The sequence below is a fragment of the Lyngbya aestuarii BL J genome, from assembly GCF_000478195.2.
Taxonomy (GTDB): Bacteria; Cyanobacteriota; Cyanobacteriia; order Cyanobacteriales; family Microcoleaceae; genus Capilliphycus; species Capilliphycus aestuarii.
Genome location: NZ_AUZM01000009.1, coordinates 103,184 through 121,051, shown reverse-complemented (window position 1 = coordinate 121,051; position 17,868 = coordinate 103,184). Strand labels below are relative to the sequence as shown.

Genomic DNA, 17,868 nt, shown 5'->3' with positions numbered 1-17,868 from the left:
AATTGCTATAATACTAAATCCGGTTGTCATACCACCCTAATAAGAGGGTTATACGATTTTATTGACAAGCGGGAAACTTGCAAGGACAAGCAGTTAGTTTGTTAGAACTGGGTAGAATTTATGATTTATTAGGAGACAAACAGCAAGCCCTCGCATTCTACAACAAATCCCTTCCTTTATGGCGACAGGTTGAAAATAAAGCGGGGGAAGCGGCTACTCTCACTGGTATTTGTAGTTGCTTGCAAACAAGAACGCCTATGCTCGCTTGCCAAGACAATTTCTTGCTAACATTAGAGGTCTTTGCAACTTTTGATGCTCTCGACAGGGGAGCCAGTTTTTATACAATTGCGATCGCCTCTAGAATGCTATGCGATTGCAGTTTACCACAGTATTCATTCAAACAAGGAAAAACTTTTGATCGACTACTTGGAGACAAATGACTGCATAAGCTCTCACCGAGTAGAAGTATGTATGGGCAGAGAGAAACGAGTGATTCAATTTAGGAGTATTACTCAATGTCTAAACTTACTTATCGCGGCATTTCTTACACCACCGACAATACAGCAATTGAAACCGCCGTTACAGCTAAGTATCGGGGACAGACTTACACCATCACTAACACACCCGCAGTTTCCACAGCCAAAACTTTGACTTATCGGGGTATCAGCTACAACACTAAAAAGGATGCGGTTAGCCAACCTTCAACTTTAACATTTCCGACCAACATCCTCCCTGAATTTGTCTGATTGGTTTCCGTCCCCGGTTTTTTATGAAAATGAACTTCAGGTTTGACAAGACAGTTAGTACAACAAAGCCCTAGCACTGCTGGGGCGCGTCATTTTATTGAAGGGAATAGATATTTACAGCAAGAAGTTGGAGTATTGATAGAGAAGCTGCTATAAAGTGCCATGCTTGCTTGAAAAGTTCCGGATAAGCTTTAGGAGTTGGTACTTTTCTCTTTTTAATCTCATTTCTGTGTCCAAAACTCCTAAATTTAGTCCCGATTTGATGAAAAAGTTCTGACACCCGTATTAATCGGTACTGCATTAACTTCTGTAAAGAAGTCCTTAAAAAGCAAATACAGTAGTGCTTTCGGTTCGTTGACACTTCATGACAGCAACTCTTGCATTACGCCTAAAGATACTTGTGACCTTCATTCAACTCGGGACGGTGGGTTTTACCGGAAATGGTAACTGCTTTCTTTGCCGCTTCGATGTTGAGTGCTTCGCTATCCAAACCGGGGAGAAACACTCTAAGAATGTAGTTGTTGGGGGTTTCTTGCAGTTCAACTGCCGGAGTCCAACGGGATGTTAATTCGGAGTTGAAAACACGGTCAAATTCACGTTGCATTCTTTCCATTTCTGCGAAGGGGTTGTAAGCTAACATCATATTAATTGCTCTCCTTTAAATGTCGAATAAATGAATAACTATTGATTACATTCACTATGATGCAACAGCAAGTTAGCAGGTGAAATTGGAGATAACCGTACCGGAATAGATTATTTTTCTCACCTTTTGAACCACCAATTAAAATGAAGAAAACCGAATAATCGATTGAGGGAAACTAGAATTAATGCCCCGAATTGATGATTGCTACATCTGCCGTTACTACTCTTGGGATTTCCCGGATCGTCTGTGCCGTTCATCCGAGTGGGCCGGAGAATAAAACCTGCAATGACTTTGAACACGACCCCAAAACCGAGGGAATAGTTTACCGGGATTTTCTGGGACTTGGTGAACCCGTTGAGGAGGATGACACCATTAATAATCCCTGGCATTGTGACCCCGAAGAAAATTGGGCGCCGCCGGGGACGAAATATGTTGATGGGGAGTTAGTATTTGCTGAGGAATTAGAAGGTTAAAAGCGATTATTCCAGCCGAACAAAACTGACCACCACAACGAACGAGGTCAGCCTATTCTGTAGAGAGAGTAAGAGTAATGCGATACGGACAAGTCCACACTCCGCAAACGCCATGAAACCACAAACAATCTTCAGGGTTTAGTTGCCGTTGCTGTTTTAGGCATTGCCACAGCCGCCGTTGTTTTCCGTCCACAATCCCAAAGCCGCACTGGAATTTCCTTGAGGGTCAATGTCAATTAGTAAGACTCGCTGGTTGTGAAATTTCACAAGTCCTACCGCAAGGTTATAGGTAGTCGTTGACTTAGCAACCCCACCCTTCATATTAAAGATCGATAATCTACAAGCCATGTTCAAGACTCAAGACTCAAGACTCTTGAATAGTAGCAGACTAATGTATTCTTCAAGCTTTAGTTTTGAGGAGACGAGACCCATAAATACCTAGATTGATCACGAATACCCCTATACCCAGGAATATTTGTATTGTTCGTGTCAGTTCTCCAGGATAAATAATAGGCAAGATATAGTGTTCGATAAAACTGCTATCATAACCGCTCATCCCACCCCGTTCTCTCAGCCAGTTTTCTAGTGGTGTAAGCGGACAGACCCAACCGAAGAGAGAGATAAGTACAGCCCAGGTCAAGGCTGGTAGATGGAGAAGCGCACAACGAGGATACTTCAGTACCAACAATCCTCCCAGGGAAGCAAATAAGATGAACGCCAAATGGATAAGGACAACAAAATCGGCGGTTATACGGTAAATCAAGTTAAAAAACTTACAAAGGGTTGACGTGTGACTTGCAGAGGTGTTTGCCGTTTTTGAAGGCTGATAACTAGACGCAGTGCAGTCCTTCATTAAATAGAACAATCATTGGCTCCACCTCCACGATAAATATGCAACACTTCTATACTACACTATTGTAATACAAAGTGTCAAGACTGCAATACAATCCTCAATATAGATAGTCTCAAAAACTTGATGATTGTGGGTTGTTACGTGGTATACAAAAACCCCTTGCTAGATTTTTTAAGATTATAGATTTTTTAGGAGAACTTCTCATAGTCAGTTTTCACGCAATATAACCTCTACAAAACGTACAGCTACTACAAACCCAGAGAATATACACTTGAGAAAATCAAGCCAGAAATCTGAATTAACCGTTAATGGTTGTTACAATCTCCCAATTCCATTAATATTTGTTGCAGGTTTTTTGTCAAAACTGTTAGTTTATGGGCGAACACATTGTTAACTTTTTGGTGGAGAAAAATACTATGTCTTCCACAGCTATTGCTTTAATTGGTGTTTTAGTTTTAGGTTGGCTCCTAGCCTCTATCTTTGGAACCTGGGCTTACTTTGCAAATCAAGACCGTTAAATAAGTTCTGACTCAGATTTTTACCTTTTGTACTTTTGTCTAAATCTAACTTTAGAGGGTTTGAAATTTTATAAATGAGTGAACGAGCCACCGAACGATTAAGGTGGTTTTTTGGTTTGGGGTTGGATAGTTAGTTAAGAGTTACTTGTAGCGACCTATAATTAGCGTCCCGTTTTTTTCTGTTGATTAAGTTAATTCTGTTGTCACACAAATATGTTTCAAAAGAATGCGTTCACGAAAATATTAAGACAAGCAATTATAGTTGTAGTTAATGTGAGTCGAGAAATGGTTATACTGCTACAACTTATAACAGATAAGGATTTCAGCGATTATCTCGCAGAACAGAAGTGGTATTTGAACCTACACAAATCGATTTAGAAGATCGATGCCCATCCATTAGGCGACACTCCTATAACAAAGCGATTGACGAGATTTGTTCACCGAAGGTGTTCCCGAAGGGTACTCGTACCCGGAGTTTGGAAGACTCAAATGCTGCCATTACACCACAATCACATTCAAGCTGGTGATTGTTTTGAACCTGCAACCGACTGTTTACAAGACAGTTGCTCTGCCATATCGCAGCTCCACCAGCATGATTGTCACGGAGCCAGGAGTTGAACCTGGTAAGAAAAGGCTTATGAGACCTAGCCGCGCACCGTAGCTCAATCTCCGCAATACCCCTGACAGGATTTGAACCTGTAGAAAACCCATTTTAAGTGGGCTATGTCTTCCAATTGCATCACAGGGGCGCTCTGGGGTCGCCAGGGACTTGTTGGCGAAGCCTGCGCGAAGTGCATACCCTGAACCTTACGCTTAAAAGGCAGTTACTCTAACCATTGAGTTAGCGACCCCAAGATTCTTTAAATCGGGATAGCAGGATTTGTAGATGCGAAGCGGCTTCTCTCCGAGTACCTACAACCTTCGGCTCCCAAAGCCGCTGCGCTACCAAGTTGCGCCACCCGACCGTTAATACTGCTGGCAGGAGTCGTTCGCGTTAGCGTCTCCCTTTGGGAGAACCCTGCAATATCTGGTTTCTAAGACCAGCACCTCTACCAGTTGGGTTACAGCAGCCATCTTTAACTGCCCCAGTAATCGAACCTACAACATCGTGGTTAACAGCCACGCGCTCTGCCAATTGAGCTATGGGACAATAATCCAAGTCTTCAACAGTCGTGCTACAGCCATCTCAACTACATTCCCAATAAAACGGAGGCGTATAGAATCGAACTCTTGACGGGTGTTAAACCGCAGGCGTTTTCAAAACGCTTTCCTCGTCCATGCCGGACAACCTCCATAAGATTTTGATGGAGACGTGGGGAATTGAACCCCAATTCTGCAACCGTCCGGAGAGTTGGTTTCGGAGCAGATGAACGCCAATCGCGTCCCCAAATTTGGCATTAGTTTTCAAGGTTCGAGTGAGCAAGCAGGTTGAACCCCTGTGTTACCCTGTTGTATCTATACTACATAAATATATAGCACTACGCATTTAAGTTAGGACATTTCTAGATCCTAAAACCCTTTCACAGTCTACTGTTCCCTGTTCCCTAAGATTGCAAACTAAGTCTCGCCGGAAACCGCCGGGCCGCAAGGCAAGCGCTGTTCCCTGTTCCCGATTCAAGTAGCGCTATACTACAAACTGTCAATAGCGTAATACAACCCGAGTCTTATTCGCGCAGAACAAAAATGACACTTTTGTGAAAGAATGAATATTTTGAATCCAACTTCCAAAGAGTAATGAGCGTGCATCTAGGTCTCGAAGAGCGTGAGAGTCTGAAGTTGACCGTCCCCGTTCCTCTAACTCAGTTATTCATCCCCGGTGACAACTGCGAAGTATGATAGACGGGGAGAGGAAACCAAGCGGAAAGCGGTTCAGAAGTTGGGGTTTTAGAGTTGATTATCCGAACCCGACCAACCCAATATTCTTTCATAGAGAGTTTCATAAACCAAACTAACCGAACTTCCGCTCCTACTTTGAGGCGAACGATAAACGGTAACGGGATAACTCATATCCTCCTGAATCTCGGACTTTAGATCTACCAACAAAATCCCCGCATCGGTTGTGGTTTCAATCGCTTCTTTTAATTCCTCATCAGATTTAGGAATGGCAAAACAGAAGTAATGACAGAAGTTGAGATAATTTTCCCATTTGGTATCGGCTTCAAAGTCGGACAAACAGCTTTTAATCTCAACCCCGAAAACATCTTTAGGACGTTTATAACTCCAACGAACAACGGCTAAAAAGTCCAGTCTTAATCTCTTTCTTTCAAAACTAACCCGAACCTCTGTGTGTTCCTGATGATGATTTGCTTGGGTATTTCATCCCCGAGCATTGCATAGTCCAGTCAACTAGACTATTTGTTAGCGATCGCGCAATGGTCACGGCTACCTGATTTCGAGGCAACTGTTCAATATCAATAACCGGGGTGGTGGTTGTCAAAGATGAAGCAACACCCAAACCCAGATGTTGATAACTTCCCTCCTGTCCTTTGGGTGGCCGTCCGCGTCTCAACTGTTCTCCTTCGGGCCGATATTCTTGCTCAATTTTTCGACATTCCTTAACCGTTGCCTTTCCAGCCAACACTTTCTCTCGCAGCTTCTCAAATACGGGTTGGGGTGCGTTCCGTTCAACTTTCTCCAATTTTTCTAGCGCCTCCGGTGGTGCCTTGGCTTCATCAACCTGTTCGATGTCGTCGGAGTTAACACTTTTCAGATAGTATTTTGCGGCTTTGATATAACGCCAGATGAGAGAGGGTTGGCGATCACACTTTTTAGCTACAGTATTGACCCAAGCGGTGAATGAGTTGAGTTCGGCTTGTTTGAATAATTCCCTCTGCTGAACCACTTCGGGCAATCTTGGCAATAGCTTTCCAGTTGGATTCGTTCTGAGTCAGGAGGGACTCAATTTGCTGTTCAGCCTGGTTGAGTTGTTCTATGGAAATCATAGATCCAATGGTTAAAAATAATCTAGTTGACTAGACTATAACCAACATTGTAGACGGGGTGAGGGGAGGGGGCGAGGGGTCGTTCAGAAGTTGGGATTGTGAGGGGGTTATCTGCGTCTGTTATTATCGCTTTTTCTATTTTCAACTCTAAAGAATGAAATAAGCCCTAGCGTTACTACACCGAAATATTGCTGAACTTTCCTTTCGACTATTTCTGAAGCAAAATAATAAATGAATTTTGCACCCAGAAATTGCTACTAAATTGAATCTAACTTAGGTGATTTCTGTCGAAGAAAATAAAATTTACCCGTAAAAAAACCTATGGGTATCGGGAAAGAGATGAAGAAAAAAGAAAAGAATTCTTAAAGCACTTGAGTCAATATCGAGAAGAAGACCTAGTTTATTTAGATGAATCAGGAATGGATAATCGAGAAGATTATGGTTATGAATGGAATGAAAAAGGTCAACGGTTCTATAGCCTCAAGTCGGGAAAAAGAAGTATAAGGGCAAGTATAATGAGTGGTCTGTGGCAAGGAAAATTGATAGCTCCATTAACCTTTGAGGGAAGTTGTAATAGAAAGGGATTTGAGAAATAGCTAGAAGAAAAACTCTTACCTCAAATCCCAACTGGAAAATCCTGATTTTAGACAATGCCAGCTTTCATAAAGGAGAAAATATTAGGAAGATAGTCGAAAAGGCTGGATGTGAGTTGCAATATTTACCTCCTTATTCTCCAGATTTAAACAAAATAGAGCATTATTGGTTTCCGATTAAAAACCAAGTCAGAAAATCAAAAGGAAGTGTAGAAGATTTCCGAGAGAGGGTAGATAATGCTGTTAAATTAGCGTCCTAAGCTATACTTCGATTGCTATAATTTTCTTGTTTTTTGATGAGACTAATCATCACTTTGCTTTCCTCTTTTCATTAATTGATCATCATTTCTATCTCTTTTTTTTCAGATTTTCCTACTATTTTCAATAAAATTAGGTAATTTTACTATTGATTCATAGACTCTTTTTATAGGTGTAAAAATCTTTAATATTCTCCTCTATATCTTCGTCCATATCCCTCGGTTAGATTAGCTGGAATTGAGGTGGAACTTCTTCTAGTTACTTGAACTAAGACCTATCGCTCATCTTTGCTGATTGCGCCTTAAACGATTCCCTGTTTACAACTAATAGTTAAGCAGATTAACTCCTGAAGCACCGGAATAACTCAACCCCAATCTTTATCCAACTTGTTTATAAAAATAATTAGGACGCATGACGATAACAATTCCAGCAATACTAAGAGTCATTATGATTATTCCTAGAGATAATTGCAGTCCGTTTAAAATAAGAGAGGGAATTGCTGCGACTATCAGACTCAAAATAGCGAGTACAATTAAGTTTTTCCCAATTTTGGGGTATCCCATACGAATCATTAAGCTTAAACCAACCATTGCGAGAACGACTTCACTGATTAATGTCGCAATCGCAGCTCCTACTGCGCCTAAATAAGGAATAAGAATGGCATTTGAGATGATGTTAATAATTACAGTACTCAAGAGCAAAGGAGTGAGAATCTTTTCTTTTCCGGTAGATTTAAAAAAATTTTCGACTAAAGTACCAAAAATTTTCATCCCAAGACTAGGAATTAGAATGAGAAGAGAGTTAATAGAAGCTAGAAAAGCTTTGCCATAAACGATTTCAACTAGAAAAGTTTGACCAAATCCAGTCACAATAAGGACAGGGAGAACAAAGACCACAAGAAGACAGGTTGATTTATAGATTTCCTTGGGTAATCGATCTGGTTCTTGAGCATAGCATCGGGCAAATTTAGTAAAACTAACGAGAAAAATGACCCTGGGTAAAGCAAATAAAATTTCTATTGTCCTCACAGCAACACTATAATATCCGGTTTCTTCTAATGGTGCTAGTCCTTTCAGCATGACTAGATCAATTTGATAGTAGAGAATTAAAAGAACTCCAGCTAAAGCAAATGGCGCAGCCATCTTTAAAGATTCCCAGAGACTTTTTAAGTTAATCGAAGACCAAATAGAAGTTTGTTTACTTAAATAATAGATTAAGCTTAAAATATCTAATATTCTGACTAGAACAAGGGTAGCAACAACTAAGATAATATTTTTCGTTAGAACTAAAACTAAACCTGCCAATATGACAACCATAGTTCTTTCTATAGAGACAGAAATTGTTTCCGTTTTGAATCTTCCTAAACCTCGAAATACTCCTCTAATGGTGAGTTTAGCACTACGGCAAATCTCAGCTAAGATTACTAAATAACAAACAATTAGTCCTGTTCCTTTAAAATCTAGAGCATTAGCTAGAGGAAAAAGTAACAAAAGAATCGGTACAGAATTTAAAATTTCAAGGACAAGAAACTTGAGGGTTGATTTTGGCCCTTCTTGGGGATTAGCAGCAACCTCTCTGGTAATTAAATTAGATAATCCAAACCGAATAAATAAAGAAAGGATTCCACCTAAAGCAGTAGCCGCTGCAAAAATTCCATAGTCTTCTGGCCCAAGAATACGAGCTAGGATAAGATAAAAAAGGAAAGTAAAACCTAAAGTGAATTCACTCAGAAAGGCATAAATATAGGAAAAATCTAGCCTATTAAAAATCGATTTGAGAGAAGGGATCATAGATGAAGTGATTTTGAAATAAAATAATCGTCATTGAAGCCCAAGAAGATTGTGCTATCTTGTCTTTTCAGTTTGCAGCATCAGTGACGATTTTAGGCAACTAAATTTTAGTATTTTTAACTCCCTTTACGCTGCCTGATCTAAAAGACGACTATAAATTTTATGATAACGCTTAAAAAAGACTTCAGGTGAAAATTGTTCGTTAACTAACTTTTGACAGTTAGGTTGGTATTGATCGTAGTTGGTTTGTAGTTTTTTGATCGCTTCAGACAAGGCATTCGTGATGGGTTCAAAAACAAGACCTGCGCGATAATCTTTAATTAAAGGGGCTAAGGAGCATGGCGTACTCACCAAAAGCGGTTTTCCCTGGGCTAATCCTTCTATGCCACTGTGAGGACAAGGTTTGAGGCTAGCATACTCCATAGCGGGCAAGATAACAGCATCACAACTTTTATAATAAGAGGTCATATCTTTGATCACGCCACTGTGAACATTAATATTCGTGATCTTATTATCGGCAAGGATACTGTTGAGTTGTTCTAAATTTTTTTTACGCCAAACCAAAGTAAATTGTATATTCGGCAAATTTTTAGCAGCAGCAATCATCATATAAACACCGCGATTAATCAAATCTCTTTTGCCTAGTGGAGCAGTCGCAAATAAGATTTCAAACGGTTTTTCCTTGTTGGAAGGGGTATTTTCGTCAAATTGGATGCCGGGGTGAATTAGGCTCACTTTTTCTTGAGGAAGACCAATTTGTAATAACAGTTCTTGATGGCGAAAAGATTCAACGACGATATGGGAAGCGCCTTGCAAAAATTGGATATTTTTTTCAATGGAACCCAAATTTGGTGAGTCCTTTGCAATCGTCAAGACCCAAGGCTTTGTAGAATGAGCCAGCATCGGCATAAAAAATGGGTCTGAAAAAGAGGCAAAAAGGTGGTTTAGGTTCATGGATTTCATTGTGTGCTTAAAGTAAGGACGACACCCAAGACCTAATAACAACGGCATTTTTTTGAAATATTTTTGCCACACAAATGACTTGTCTCTATTCCCAAGGCTAATGAGCGATGTTTCATTCTGTATCCCAAATAATTCCGTGAGTCTCTTCACTTCTTTAGAAGCAGCCTCCCAATAAGGCATGTAGTTATAAATCCAATAATTAATTTTTGCCATAGCTAATAGAATTGTCCGAAAGATAAACTCAAGTCGAAAAATGACAGGATGAAGACACCTAATCTTTTAACCTAAGTTTAACCTAAGTTTAATCTTAACATAACTAACGAGGAGTGTCTATTTAACAAAATCAGGTCCCCAGAGACTGAAAACCTTGTTTTTCCGTTAGGTGGGGCAAAGTTTACAATACAGTGAGGGGAACAGGTAAGTTGTCCTAAGCTTTTATTCGATTGCTATATCAGACCCAATCCGGTTGTTACAACCTACATTTAATCCCGTAAATCTCTCAACAAAACCTCGAAAAAAAACAACTTCTAATACCGACAAACACTAGAAATTAAACTCCCTCTCATGAGTTGACTTCTGCTTGATAAGTTCGGGTGGTATATGAACCGGATTTGGCATGAAGCTTTAACTATTTCTTAACTCTCCAATCACCATTGAATCTCAACTTCAATCATTTACTACGTCGATAATCCCAGGGCTTAACCGCATTTCTATCGCCCCACACACCCAACGAATTAGCGATCGCATATTCTCCGGCTCGTTCAACCGCATCCCACGATGGACAGTCACTCTTATATCGTTCGTAGGGGTAAGCAAGTCCCACAGTCCACAAGTAAAGACTCAGGCAATTAGCCAACAATGATTTCGGGTTGAAGCGTTTTTTGAGTTGCTGAAAAAGTCTAAGTTTTTAACTAGGGTTTGAGGGGATAATAAAGTTCGCCCCGTTTTTCCCAGGAGACTCGCCCAATATCTTTACTTTTACTCCAAACAATGAAGTGTTCGTTTCCCAGGTGGGCTTCTTTCTCCACAGTCTCGGGAGTTACCCCCAGTCTATTGGCTAAATCTCCGGCTTTCAACGGTTGCAGTTTGGGTTTATTGAAAGAAGGGGTCGAACGAGTTTTTCGAGCGGTTGTTTTTCCCGACATCATCCCCCCCAGAAGTTGTTGCATTTGTTCCATTTGAGCTTTGAGAGCTACAATTTCCGCTTCCGTTCCGGCTAGTTTTTCTTTGACTATTTTTTCAATGATTGCTTTGTCGGAAAAGTCGGGTTGGGAATCTCCGTCAAAGAATTGTTTGATAATTTGAATTAATGCAGCACTCTCAGTTAAGTTCTGTTGTTTGGCAAAGTTCTTGATTTTTTGATAGTATTTCGGGGGGAGATAGGTAACGGCTCTAATGTTTTTCGTGACTACAGCAGCGTTAATTCATTGAGTGTGCTTTGAGTATACTACCATTAATGAGGTAAATTTGAGACAGCCTAGTTAATCAATATTTATTTATATAACTAATGTTGGACTAATATAAAAACCGAAGAATAGTTTTTCTTGCGTTCAACTCATTAATTTACTCATTCACAAATTTAGTTTCACTAAAAATCCGGCTAAACTCAGTAAATTTACTGAGAGTTAAAGTGCCTTAAAAATCCATAAATTTACGGTACTTTTTTTCTGGTGAATATGCTTAAATAAAGTTAATCAAGTTTGAAAAACTTAAGAATTCCCAACAGATATTGTATTTGAGTATCTAATTCTAACTTCTGGGTCTTCTAACAAAGGGGTAATACAGCAACAGGGTACTACTACTACTCACCTATAGGGTGTGCTAATTTTTTATGGGTTTATTCAAAAAAGGATTCGGTTTTTCTTCCAGTAAACGTCAATCCACATTAGGTTTTCAGTCTCAATCTAAAAAACCTCCCTCCCAAGAAACGTTTATACTAGAACCAATATTGACTCCAAGTGGTTTGGTCGATGGAGGAGATGACAGTCCTGACCCGATTATTATTGAAAGTGAATTACTAGATGAAATCGAAAGCGAATTAAACTCGGAGGTTGAAACCCAATCGGAAGAAGATTTAACCCCCGTCGAAGTTTCTAACCTTGATGAAGTTGATGAAGTTGAAATTTCTTTCATTACCGAACTCGAAGAATTAGACATTGAAGATAATTCTGAGACTTCCGAAGATAACTTAGCAGAATCTAATCAAGAAATTACATCCGACGACACTGAATCTTCATTAGAAAAACCTGCAAATTCTGAAACTGAAATAACAGAATCAAGTTCCGACAATGATTCCGAAATTAATCAAGATTTAGAAGCAGACTTAGAATCTTCATCAGAAGTTGAGGAAGGTTCAACTCAAAATATTACTGAAACCGAATCTGAGTTAGAAAAGACTTCCGAAGATTTAACGTTAGCAGAAACAGAAGTAGAATCAGAAGCAACCGCATCCTCATCTGAAGAAACTTCTGAAGATTCAACTTTAGAAGAATCTCAAACAGAAGAAACTGCATCCAAACTTGAAGAAATTTTCGATGAGTCAACTTTAGAAGAAGAATCTGAGATAAAAAATACAGAAACAACTATAGAAACAGAATTGGATGAATCAACAGAAGAAACTGAATTATCAACTCATTCTGAAACTGAACACTCTAACGACACCGATACAGTAAACGAAAGCGAAAACGACACTGATAGCAACGCCGAAATTATCGAAGAAATCGTCAGTTCTCCCGTTGACTTTAACTTTGATTCTGGTATCTTTACCGTTGGAGAAAATGGAGAAATCGGAATTGATTATTTGTTTGACGGTGGAGGATTTGGTTGGGGTGAAGTCGCCATCTTCAGCTTAGAAGGAATGGAGGAGTTAGACCTAAGTTTAGAAGAATTTATCAAAGAAGCCTCCAACCGTGCGTTGAGTGATTCGGAACTCGGTCATGTGGTGATTTCCGATGGACACGAAGGTGCAAAATTTAGTGGAGGAATGGGTGGAGAAGCAGATGTTAACCGGGGAGAATATTTAGGTGTAAAAACCTTTAATATGCGTCCGGGGGATAAATTTGCAATGATGTTGATTCCGAATGGAAAAGTTCAGCAAGTATTCGATAATCCCAGTGTAGAAGGAACCATTCGCCCTTTATTTTCATTGTCAACCGCCAATCCCGAAGATGGTTTTCAACTCGGACAAATTGCGGATGTTACCGGAGATGGGAATACCTTTGTATTTGAAGATTTGCGAGTAGATAATACAAGCGATCACGATTACAATGATATCATCTTTCAAGTGCGGGGAGCAAGCGGAGAAGCCGTTAATTTAGATGAAGTTATCAATCCGAATAAAGATTGGCGTTCTTCCGATATGGGTCAAGCATTGATTGAATACGCTCAACCTTATATTACCCCGGATGAACCGATTGTTGAAATTGAAAATAATCTATCGAATCTCCTGACTGATTTGGAAGGTTTACTGGATGAGGGAGAATCTGAAACCGAAATAGAAATTGATGAGGAAGTATCTAATTCGGAAGTTGTAGAAACTGAAGTTCTCGATGAAATTGTTGAAGTTTCAGAGGAGGAAAAATCTCAAGACGAATCTACTGGATTGGTAGAATCTACTGAATTGAAAACTGAAGAATCCGAATTTGTTGAAATCGAAGACAGTTTAGAAAATCCCGTTGTTGAGGAATCAGAAGTTAGTGAAAACAAAGAGAACTTAGAAAATCCCGTTATTAAGGAATCTGTTGTTGTTGAAATTGCAGATAATTTGGATTATTCTGTCGGAGAATCAACCGCAACGGAGTCAGAACAAATTGAGGTTGAGGAGAGTTTAGCGTCTTCCATTGTTGAGGAAACTGAAGAATCTGTTGTTACTGAAAGCAAACAGAACTTAGAAACTTACGTTGTTGAGGAATCCGAAATTGTTGAAATTGCAGATAATTTAGAAACTCTCGATGTAGAAAAATCTGTTGATACTGAAATCGAAGATAATTTAGAGACTTCTATCGGAGAATCAACCGAACCGGAGTTAGAAGAAACCGAAGTTGAGGAGAACTTATCTACTGCTGTTGTAGAGGAAACTGAAGAATTATCAGTTGTTGAAATCGAAGATAGTGGAGATACTTCTATCGTTCAACAAACTAAAGAATCCGTTGTTATTGAAATAGAAGACAATTTAGAGACTTCTATTGTAGAGGAAACTGAACAATCTGAAGCTGTTGAACTTGTAGACAATTTTGAAACTTCTGTTGTAGAGGAAAACTTATCTACTCCTACTGTGGAGGAAGCTGAAGAAACGGGAGTTATCGAATCTGAGGAAAATTATGAAAGTGATACCTCCCCAACCGAACAAACAGTTATTGAAGATAATTCAGAAAATTCAACTGGTGAGGAAACTAAAGAATTAGAAGTTATTGAAATTGCGGACAATTCTGAAACTCCCGTTGTTGAGGAAGCTGAAAACAGTTTAGAAACTATCCCCGCCGAAGAATCCTCACAGGAATTAGAAGAAACCGAACTTCAGGAAACTTCGGAAGCTTCCTTGATTGAAGAAGTTGAACAGTCCGAAATTGTTGCAGTTGAGAATAATTTAGATAATCCTGGCGTTGAAGAATCCGAAGAAACGGAATTTATTGATATCGATAATAGTTCCGAAACTTCAATTTTACCCGTTTATACAACGGAATTTGAAGACGTTGAAAATAGTTTCTCGGAAACTTCGCCAACATCAACTTCTGAATCCCCAACGGTTACTCTGGTTAATCGCTTAGAAAACCTGACCTACAATTTACAAAATCAAACCCTTTCAGAAACCCCGGTCAACAGCAATTTAATTCAACAATTGGAACGGTTGACTGACCGTTTGAAAACTCAAGCTGAATTCAATCCAAATCCTCCGGTGAGTTCGACAACTTTGCAGTTAATCGAACGCCTGGAAACTCAATTAATTACCCAACCCGTTCTTCCCACATTTGTTGAACCGTCCGTTGACTTTGAATTCCCTGCGGAAAATCAACCGTTAATTGGGATAATTGACACGGGTTTTAGCGGGGATAATCCTGATATTGACTACTCCCGAATTACCTGGGGAAGCGATAAAGTAGACGGGGATTTAGACCCCTCTTTAACACCCGGAGAAGGCAACGAACACGGCACCCATATTTTGGGATTAATTGCGGCCAAACAAAATAACGGAATTGGCATCGATGGGATTAACAATAACGCCCCTATTTGGGCGGGACGGGCGATAGGTTCGGGACGATGGGCGGAATCTTTGGTGGAGTTTGTCGATGCTGCTGTCGAGTCTGGACAACCCAATGCGGTGGTGAATTTGAGTTTGGATTTAACCCAAATTGATGCGGAAGGAAATGTCACGACTCGTTATGAGTTTACACCCCTAGAAATGGCGGCGTTAGAATATGCCCGTCAAAACAATGTTTTGGTTGCGGTTGCAGCCGGAAATGAGGGCGGCGTGATGTCGGCTTTGGGTCAGGCTTCCCAACAGTTTGATAATATTATTACCGTTGGTTCGGCTCAACAAATTGATGGTGAAACTTCTGCTTGGCAAGGCTTTGACCGTGCGGAATATTCTAACTATGGCAGCGGTTTGGATATTGTTGCCGATAGCGGAACGTTAGAAAATCCGGTGATTTCTACCGTTGGCGATGGTATTGGGGCAATGGATGGAACTTCTGTCGCCACCGCTAAAGTTACGGGGGCTATTTCTCAAGTTTGGGCGGCTAATCCCGAGTTAAGTTATCGCCAAGTTATTGATATTATCAAAGCAACGGCGACGGATCTTCAAGATGCCAACCCGGATGTTGAAACGGGGGCGGGTTTACTCAATATTGCTGCTGCAATTCATTTGGCTAAGACGACTAAACCAGAGGAAGAATCCACCCAGGATTTACAATTTATTCCTTTAACTTGGAGTGGCGAAGGTTTAGTTACCCCAATGGAGCGGGCTGCCAATCCCAATTCATTAAGCCCCGCTAGTTCAACAGCGAATTCGATTCAGCAAGTTACTTGGGATTCTTTCTTGGGAATTTTTGGGGGTTATTCTAGTCCAAATTGGTTGAATTTCTTGCAGCGAGCATTCGACCGTTTTTATAGTCCGCAAAATACTACTTTCGATGTTCCCGCAGGACGGCATACCTATAATTTTAAAGGAAACAGTGAATATCGCTTTATAATGGAGAATCAGGGGAGTTTAAATTTGGCTCTCAGGAATACAGCTTTAAATTCTCAGGACTTTGAGTTTGAACTTCTGAAAGCTAACGGTCAACGAATCACTCCCAATCTTCACGATCTGGGTGACAATTTCTTTGCATTTAACAATCTTCAGAAAGGCAATTATGTTGCCAAAATCAAAGTAAAAGATGCCAAAAAATCACTCCCTTATGAGACGGTCTTTAATTTGGATCAGGCGGGAGGAAGTCTCTCAAAGGCTCGGAATTTAGGCAATATTGGCGGAGAACGTCAAACTGTCAATGACCATGTGGGTATTCCAAGTGGTGATTCGGACTACTACAAATTCTCAACTGATTCAGCTCCTCGTATCTTACAGTTTGCAGTTCGCAATGAAAATGGTGATGGTGATGCCAAACTCGATGGCGATGTCGGAGTTTTTCTCTATGATAAAAGTGGTAAGAATTTGAAGTTGGCGATTTCTCAAAACAAAGCCTCAACTTATGACACTTACAATTTGGCTCCCAACAGCGATTATTATGTGCAAATTAAAGCAAGAGAAGGTCAAGCTACAAACTATCACCTCGTTCTCAACTTACTTAATTATCGCCCGATAAACGTTCCAGCAGGACGGCATACTTATGATCTCAAAGGGAACAGTGAATATCGCTTTACAATGGAGAATCAAGGGAGTTTAAATTTAGCTCTCACGAATACAGCTTTAAACTCTCAGGATTTTGAGTTTGAACTTCAGAAAGCTAACGGTCAGCTAATAACTCCCGATATTCGCGATCTGGGTGACAACTTCTTTGCATTTAACAATCTTCAGAAAGGGAACTATGTTGCCAAAATCAAAGTCAAAGATGGCAAAAAATTACTCCCTTATGAGACGGTCTTTAATTTGGATCAGGCGGGAGGAAGTCTCTCAACGGCTCGGAATTTGGGTCACATTGGAGGAAAACGGATTACAGTCAACGATCATGTGGGTATTCCGAGTGTCGATCACGACTACTACAAATTCTCAACTGATTCAGCTCCTCGTATCTTACAGTTTGCAGTTCGCAATGAAAATGGTGATGGTGATGCCAAACTCGATGGTGATGTCGGAGTTTTTCTCTATGATAAAAGTGGTAAGAATTTGAAGTTGGCGATTTCTCAAAACAAAGCTTCAATTTATGACACTTACAATTTGGCTCCTAATAGCGATTATTATGTGTTGGTCAAGTCTAGACCAGACCAAGCTACAAACTATCAATTGGTTCTTAATTTAAAGCAAAGTCGTCCTGGTGGGAGTAGTGCATGGCAAAATCCTCTAGCCGGCAGTTTGTATTACATATATCCCCTGAACGAATTTGGGACTCCCCGACAAATCAGTGGAACTCATAATGGTATAGATTTGTCCACGGGAAATAGTACCCCTCCTATTAAGGCTGCAAAAGGCGGCAAAGTTGTAATTGCTTATAATGGTAATGGATGGAATGATGGCTATGGCAAATATGTCAAGATCGATCATGGTGATGGAACTGAAACTCGTTATGCTCATTTATCAAATGTTTCTGTCCAGCAAGGAAGTAACGTAAGTGCTGGAACAGTAATTGGTAATGTAGGAAGTACAGGCAACTCTTCTGGCAACCATCTACATTTTGAAATTCGCGTGAATGGCGTACCTCAAAATCCAAGAAACTATATTGATTTTTAAGAATAGGTAGGGATTTTTAACCCTATAAACAGCGATCGCATCTTAACCATTCTCCAATGCAAGGGCGTATGCAATACGCCCCGACGTATTTCCTCTCAAAATCATTCATTAGCAAACCGAAACCGAGGTGTCTGATTTTGCCAAACATCAAACAAATTAAATCAGTTGATACCATAAACGAAGCTTTAGAATCCAATCTCGTACGGG

At 40.1% G+C, this 17,868-nt stretch carries 13 protein-coding genes, 3 tRNA genes and 2 pseudogenes; 5 read left to right on the top strand and 13 right to left on the bottom strand.

Going from position 1 to position 17,868, the window contains the following annotated elements; genetic code table 11:
- The first annotated feature begins 77 nt into the window (after positions 1 to 77).
- The gene (locus M595_RS06260; RefSeq protein WP_040483666.1) at positions 78 to 440 is read left to right on the top strand and encodes a tetratricopeptide repeat protein; all 363 of its coding nucleotides are present in this window, start codon (positions 78 to 80) and stop codon (positions 438 to 440) included.
- Between the two features lie 75 nt (positions 441 to 515).
- Positions 516 to 746 carry a DUF4278 domain-containing protein gene (locus tag M595_RS06255; protein ID WP_023065256.1) on the top strand — a complete coding sequence of 77 codons (231 nt, stop codon included), beginning with the start codon at positions 516 to 518 and terminating at the stop codon, positions 744 to 746.
- 388 nt (positions 747 to 1,134) lie between these two features.
- Here M595_RS06255 and M595_RS06245 read toward each other — a convergent pair whose 3' ends face one another.
- Positions 1,135 to 1,389, bottom strand: coding sequence for an Hsp20/alpha crystallin family protein (locus tag M595_RS06245; protein WP_023065219.1), 255 nt, complete (start codon positions 1,387 to 1,389; stop codon positions 1,135 to 1,137).
- Positions 1,390 to 1,586: 197 nt separating this feature from the next.
- Between M595_RS06245 and M595_RS06240 the strand changes: the two genes are divergently transcribed.
- Positions 1,587 to 1,862, top strand: a complete 276-nt coding sequence (locus tag M595_RS06240; protein ID WP_023065147.1) for a hypothetical protein — start codon at positions 1,587 to 1,589, stop codon at positions 1,860 to 1,862.
- A 156-nt stretch (positions 1,863 to 2,018) separates the two neighbouring features.
- On the opposite strand, the gene M595_RS06235 is transcribed toward M595_RS06240, so the two are convergent.
- From M595_RS06235 to M595_RS31745, 7 genes are all read right to left on the bottom strand, one after another.
- Positions 2,019 to 2,210, bottom strand: a complete 192-nt coding sequence (locus M595_RS06235) for a ParA family protein (RefSeq protein ID WP_040483664.1) — start codon at positions 2,208 to 2,210, stop codon at positions 2,019 to 2,021.
- Between the two features lie 52 nt (positions 2,211 to 2,262).
- Positions 2,263 to 2,715 (bottom strand): DUF2784 domain-containing protein, encoded by a 453-nt coding sequence (locus M595_RS06230; RefSeq protein ID WP_238987030.1) that lies wholly within the window; start codon positions 2,713 to 2,715, stop codon positions 2,263 to 2,265.
- Positions 2,716 to 3,908: 1,193 nt separating this feature from the next.
- Positions 3,909 to 3,982 (bottom strand) — tRNA-Leu (locus tag M595_RS06220).
- A gap of 116 nt (positions 3,983 to 4,098) precedes the next feature.
- Positions 4,099 to 4,195: transfer RNA gene (locus M595_RS30545), tRNA-Pro, on the bottom strand.
- Positions 4,196 to 4,203: 8 nt separating this feature from the next.
- Positions 4,204 to 4,304, bottom strand: a tRNA-Leu gene (locus tag M595_RS30540).
- A gap of 813 nt (positions 4,305 to 5,117) precedes the next feature.
- Positions 5,118 to 5,405 (bottom strand): hypothetical protein, encoded by a 288-nt coding sequence (locus M595_RS31750; RefSeq protein ID WP_023065235.1) that lies wholly within the window; start codon positions 5,403 to 5,405, stop codon positions 5,118 to 5,120.
- A gap of 97 nt (positions 5,406 to 5,502) precedes the next feature.
- Positions 5,503 to 6,093 (bottom strand): hypothetical protein, encoded by a 591-nt coding sequence (locus tag M595_RS31745; protein ID WP_203419020.1) that lies wholly within the window; start codon positions 6,091 to 6,093, stop codon positions 5,503 to 5,505.
- A gap of 390 nt (positions 6,094 to 6,483) precedes the next feature.
- Here M595_RS31745 and M595_RS30535 point away from each other — a divergent pair.
- Positions 6,484 to 7,028 (top strand): annotated as a pseudogene (locus M595_RS30535) (IS630 family transposase); the annotation flags it as partial.
- A gap of 182 nt (positions 7,029 to 7,210) precedes the next feature.
- Here the strand turns inward: M595_RS30535 and M595_RS32985 are convergent.
- The 5 genes and pseudogenes from M595_RS32985 to M595_RS32155 form a co-directional block, all read right to left on the bottom strand.
- Positions 7,211 to 7,279 (bottom strand): annotated as a pseudogene (locus tag M595_RS32985) (four helix bundle protein); the annotation flags it as partial.
- Positions 7,280 to 7,403: 124 nt separating this feature from the next.
- Entirely contained in the window at positions 7,404 to 8,816 is a 1,413-nt protein-coding gene (locus M595_RS06195) for a flippase (protein ID WP_023065171.1), read from the bottom strand.
- A 126-nt stretch (positions 8,817 to 8,942) separates the two neighbouring features.
- A complete protein-coding gene (locus M595_RS06190) occupies positions 8,943 to 9,992 on the bottom strand; it encodes a glycosyltransferase (RefSeq protein ID WP_083492784.1) in 1,050 nt (349 codons plus the stop codon).
- A gap of 457 nt (positions 9,993 to 10,449) precedes the next feature.
- A complete protein-coding gene (locus M595_RS30525) occupies positions 10,450 to 10,635 on the bottom strand; it encodes a hypothetical protein (protein WP_152983540.1) in 186 nt (61 codons plus the stop codon).
- 55 nt (positions 10,636 to 10,690) lie between these two features.
- Positions 10,691 to 10,957, bottom strand: coding sequence for a hypothetical protein (locus M595_RS32155; protein WP_023065149.1), 267 nt, complete (start codon positions 10,955 to 10,957; stop codon positions 10,691 to 10,693).
- A gap of 653 nt (positions 10,958 to 11,610) precedes the next feature.
- Here M595_RS32155 and M595_RS06180 point away from each other — a divergent pair.
- Positions 11,611 to 17,661, top strand: a complete 6,051-nt coding sequence (locus M595_RS06180) for a S8 family serine peptidase (RefSeq protein WP_023065193.1) — start codon at positions 11,611 to 11,613, stop codon at positions 17,659 to 17,661.
- Positions 17,662 to 17,868: the final 207 nt, after the last annotated feature.

Bases quoted from the DNA above. Each gene is read 5' to 3' on its own strand.
- M595_RS06255 (WP_023065256.1), top strand. From the start codon at position 516: ATGTCTAAACTTACTTATCGCGGCATTTCTTACACCACCGACAATACA.
- M595_RS06245 (WP_023065219.1), bottom strand. From the start codon at position 1,389: ATGATGTTAGCTTACAACCCCTTCGCAGAAATGGAAAGAATGCAACGT.
- M595_RS06240 (WP_023065147.1), top strand. From the start codon at position 1,587: ATGATTGCTACATCTGCCGTTACTACTCTTGGGATTTCCCGGATCGTC.
- M595_RS06235 (WP_040483664.1), bottom strand. From the start codon at position 2,210: ATGGCTTGTAGATTATCGATCTTTAATATGAAGGGTGGGGTTGCTAAG.
- M595_RS06230 (WP_238987030.1), bottom strand. From the start codon at position 2,715: ATGAAGGACTGCACTGCGTCTAGTTATCAGCCTTCAAAAACGGCAAAC.
- M595_RS06195 (WP_023065171.1), bottom strand. From the start codon at position 8,816: ATGATCCCTTCTCTCAAATCGATTTTTAATAGGCTAGATTTTTCCTAT.
- M595_RS06190 (WP_083492784.1), bottom strand. From the start codon at position 9,992: ATGGCAAAAATTAATTATTGGATTTATAACTACATGCCTTATTGGGAG.
- M595_RS32155 (WP_023065149.1), bottom strand. From the start codon at position 10,957: ATGGAACAAATGCAACAACTTCTGGGGGGGATGATGTCGGGAAAAACA.
- M595_RS06180 (WP_023065193.1), top strand. From the start codon at position 11,611: ATGGGTTTATTCAAAAAAGGATTCGGTTTTTCTTCCAGTAAACGTCAA.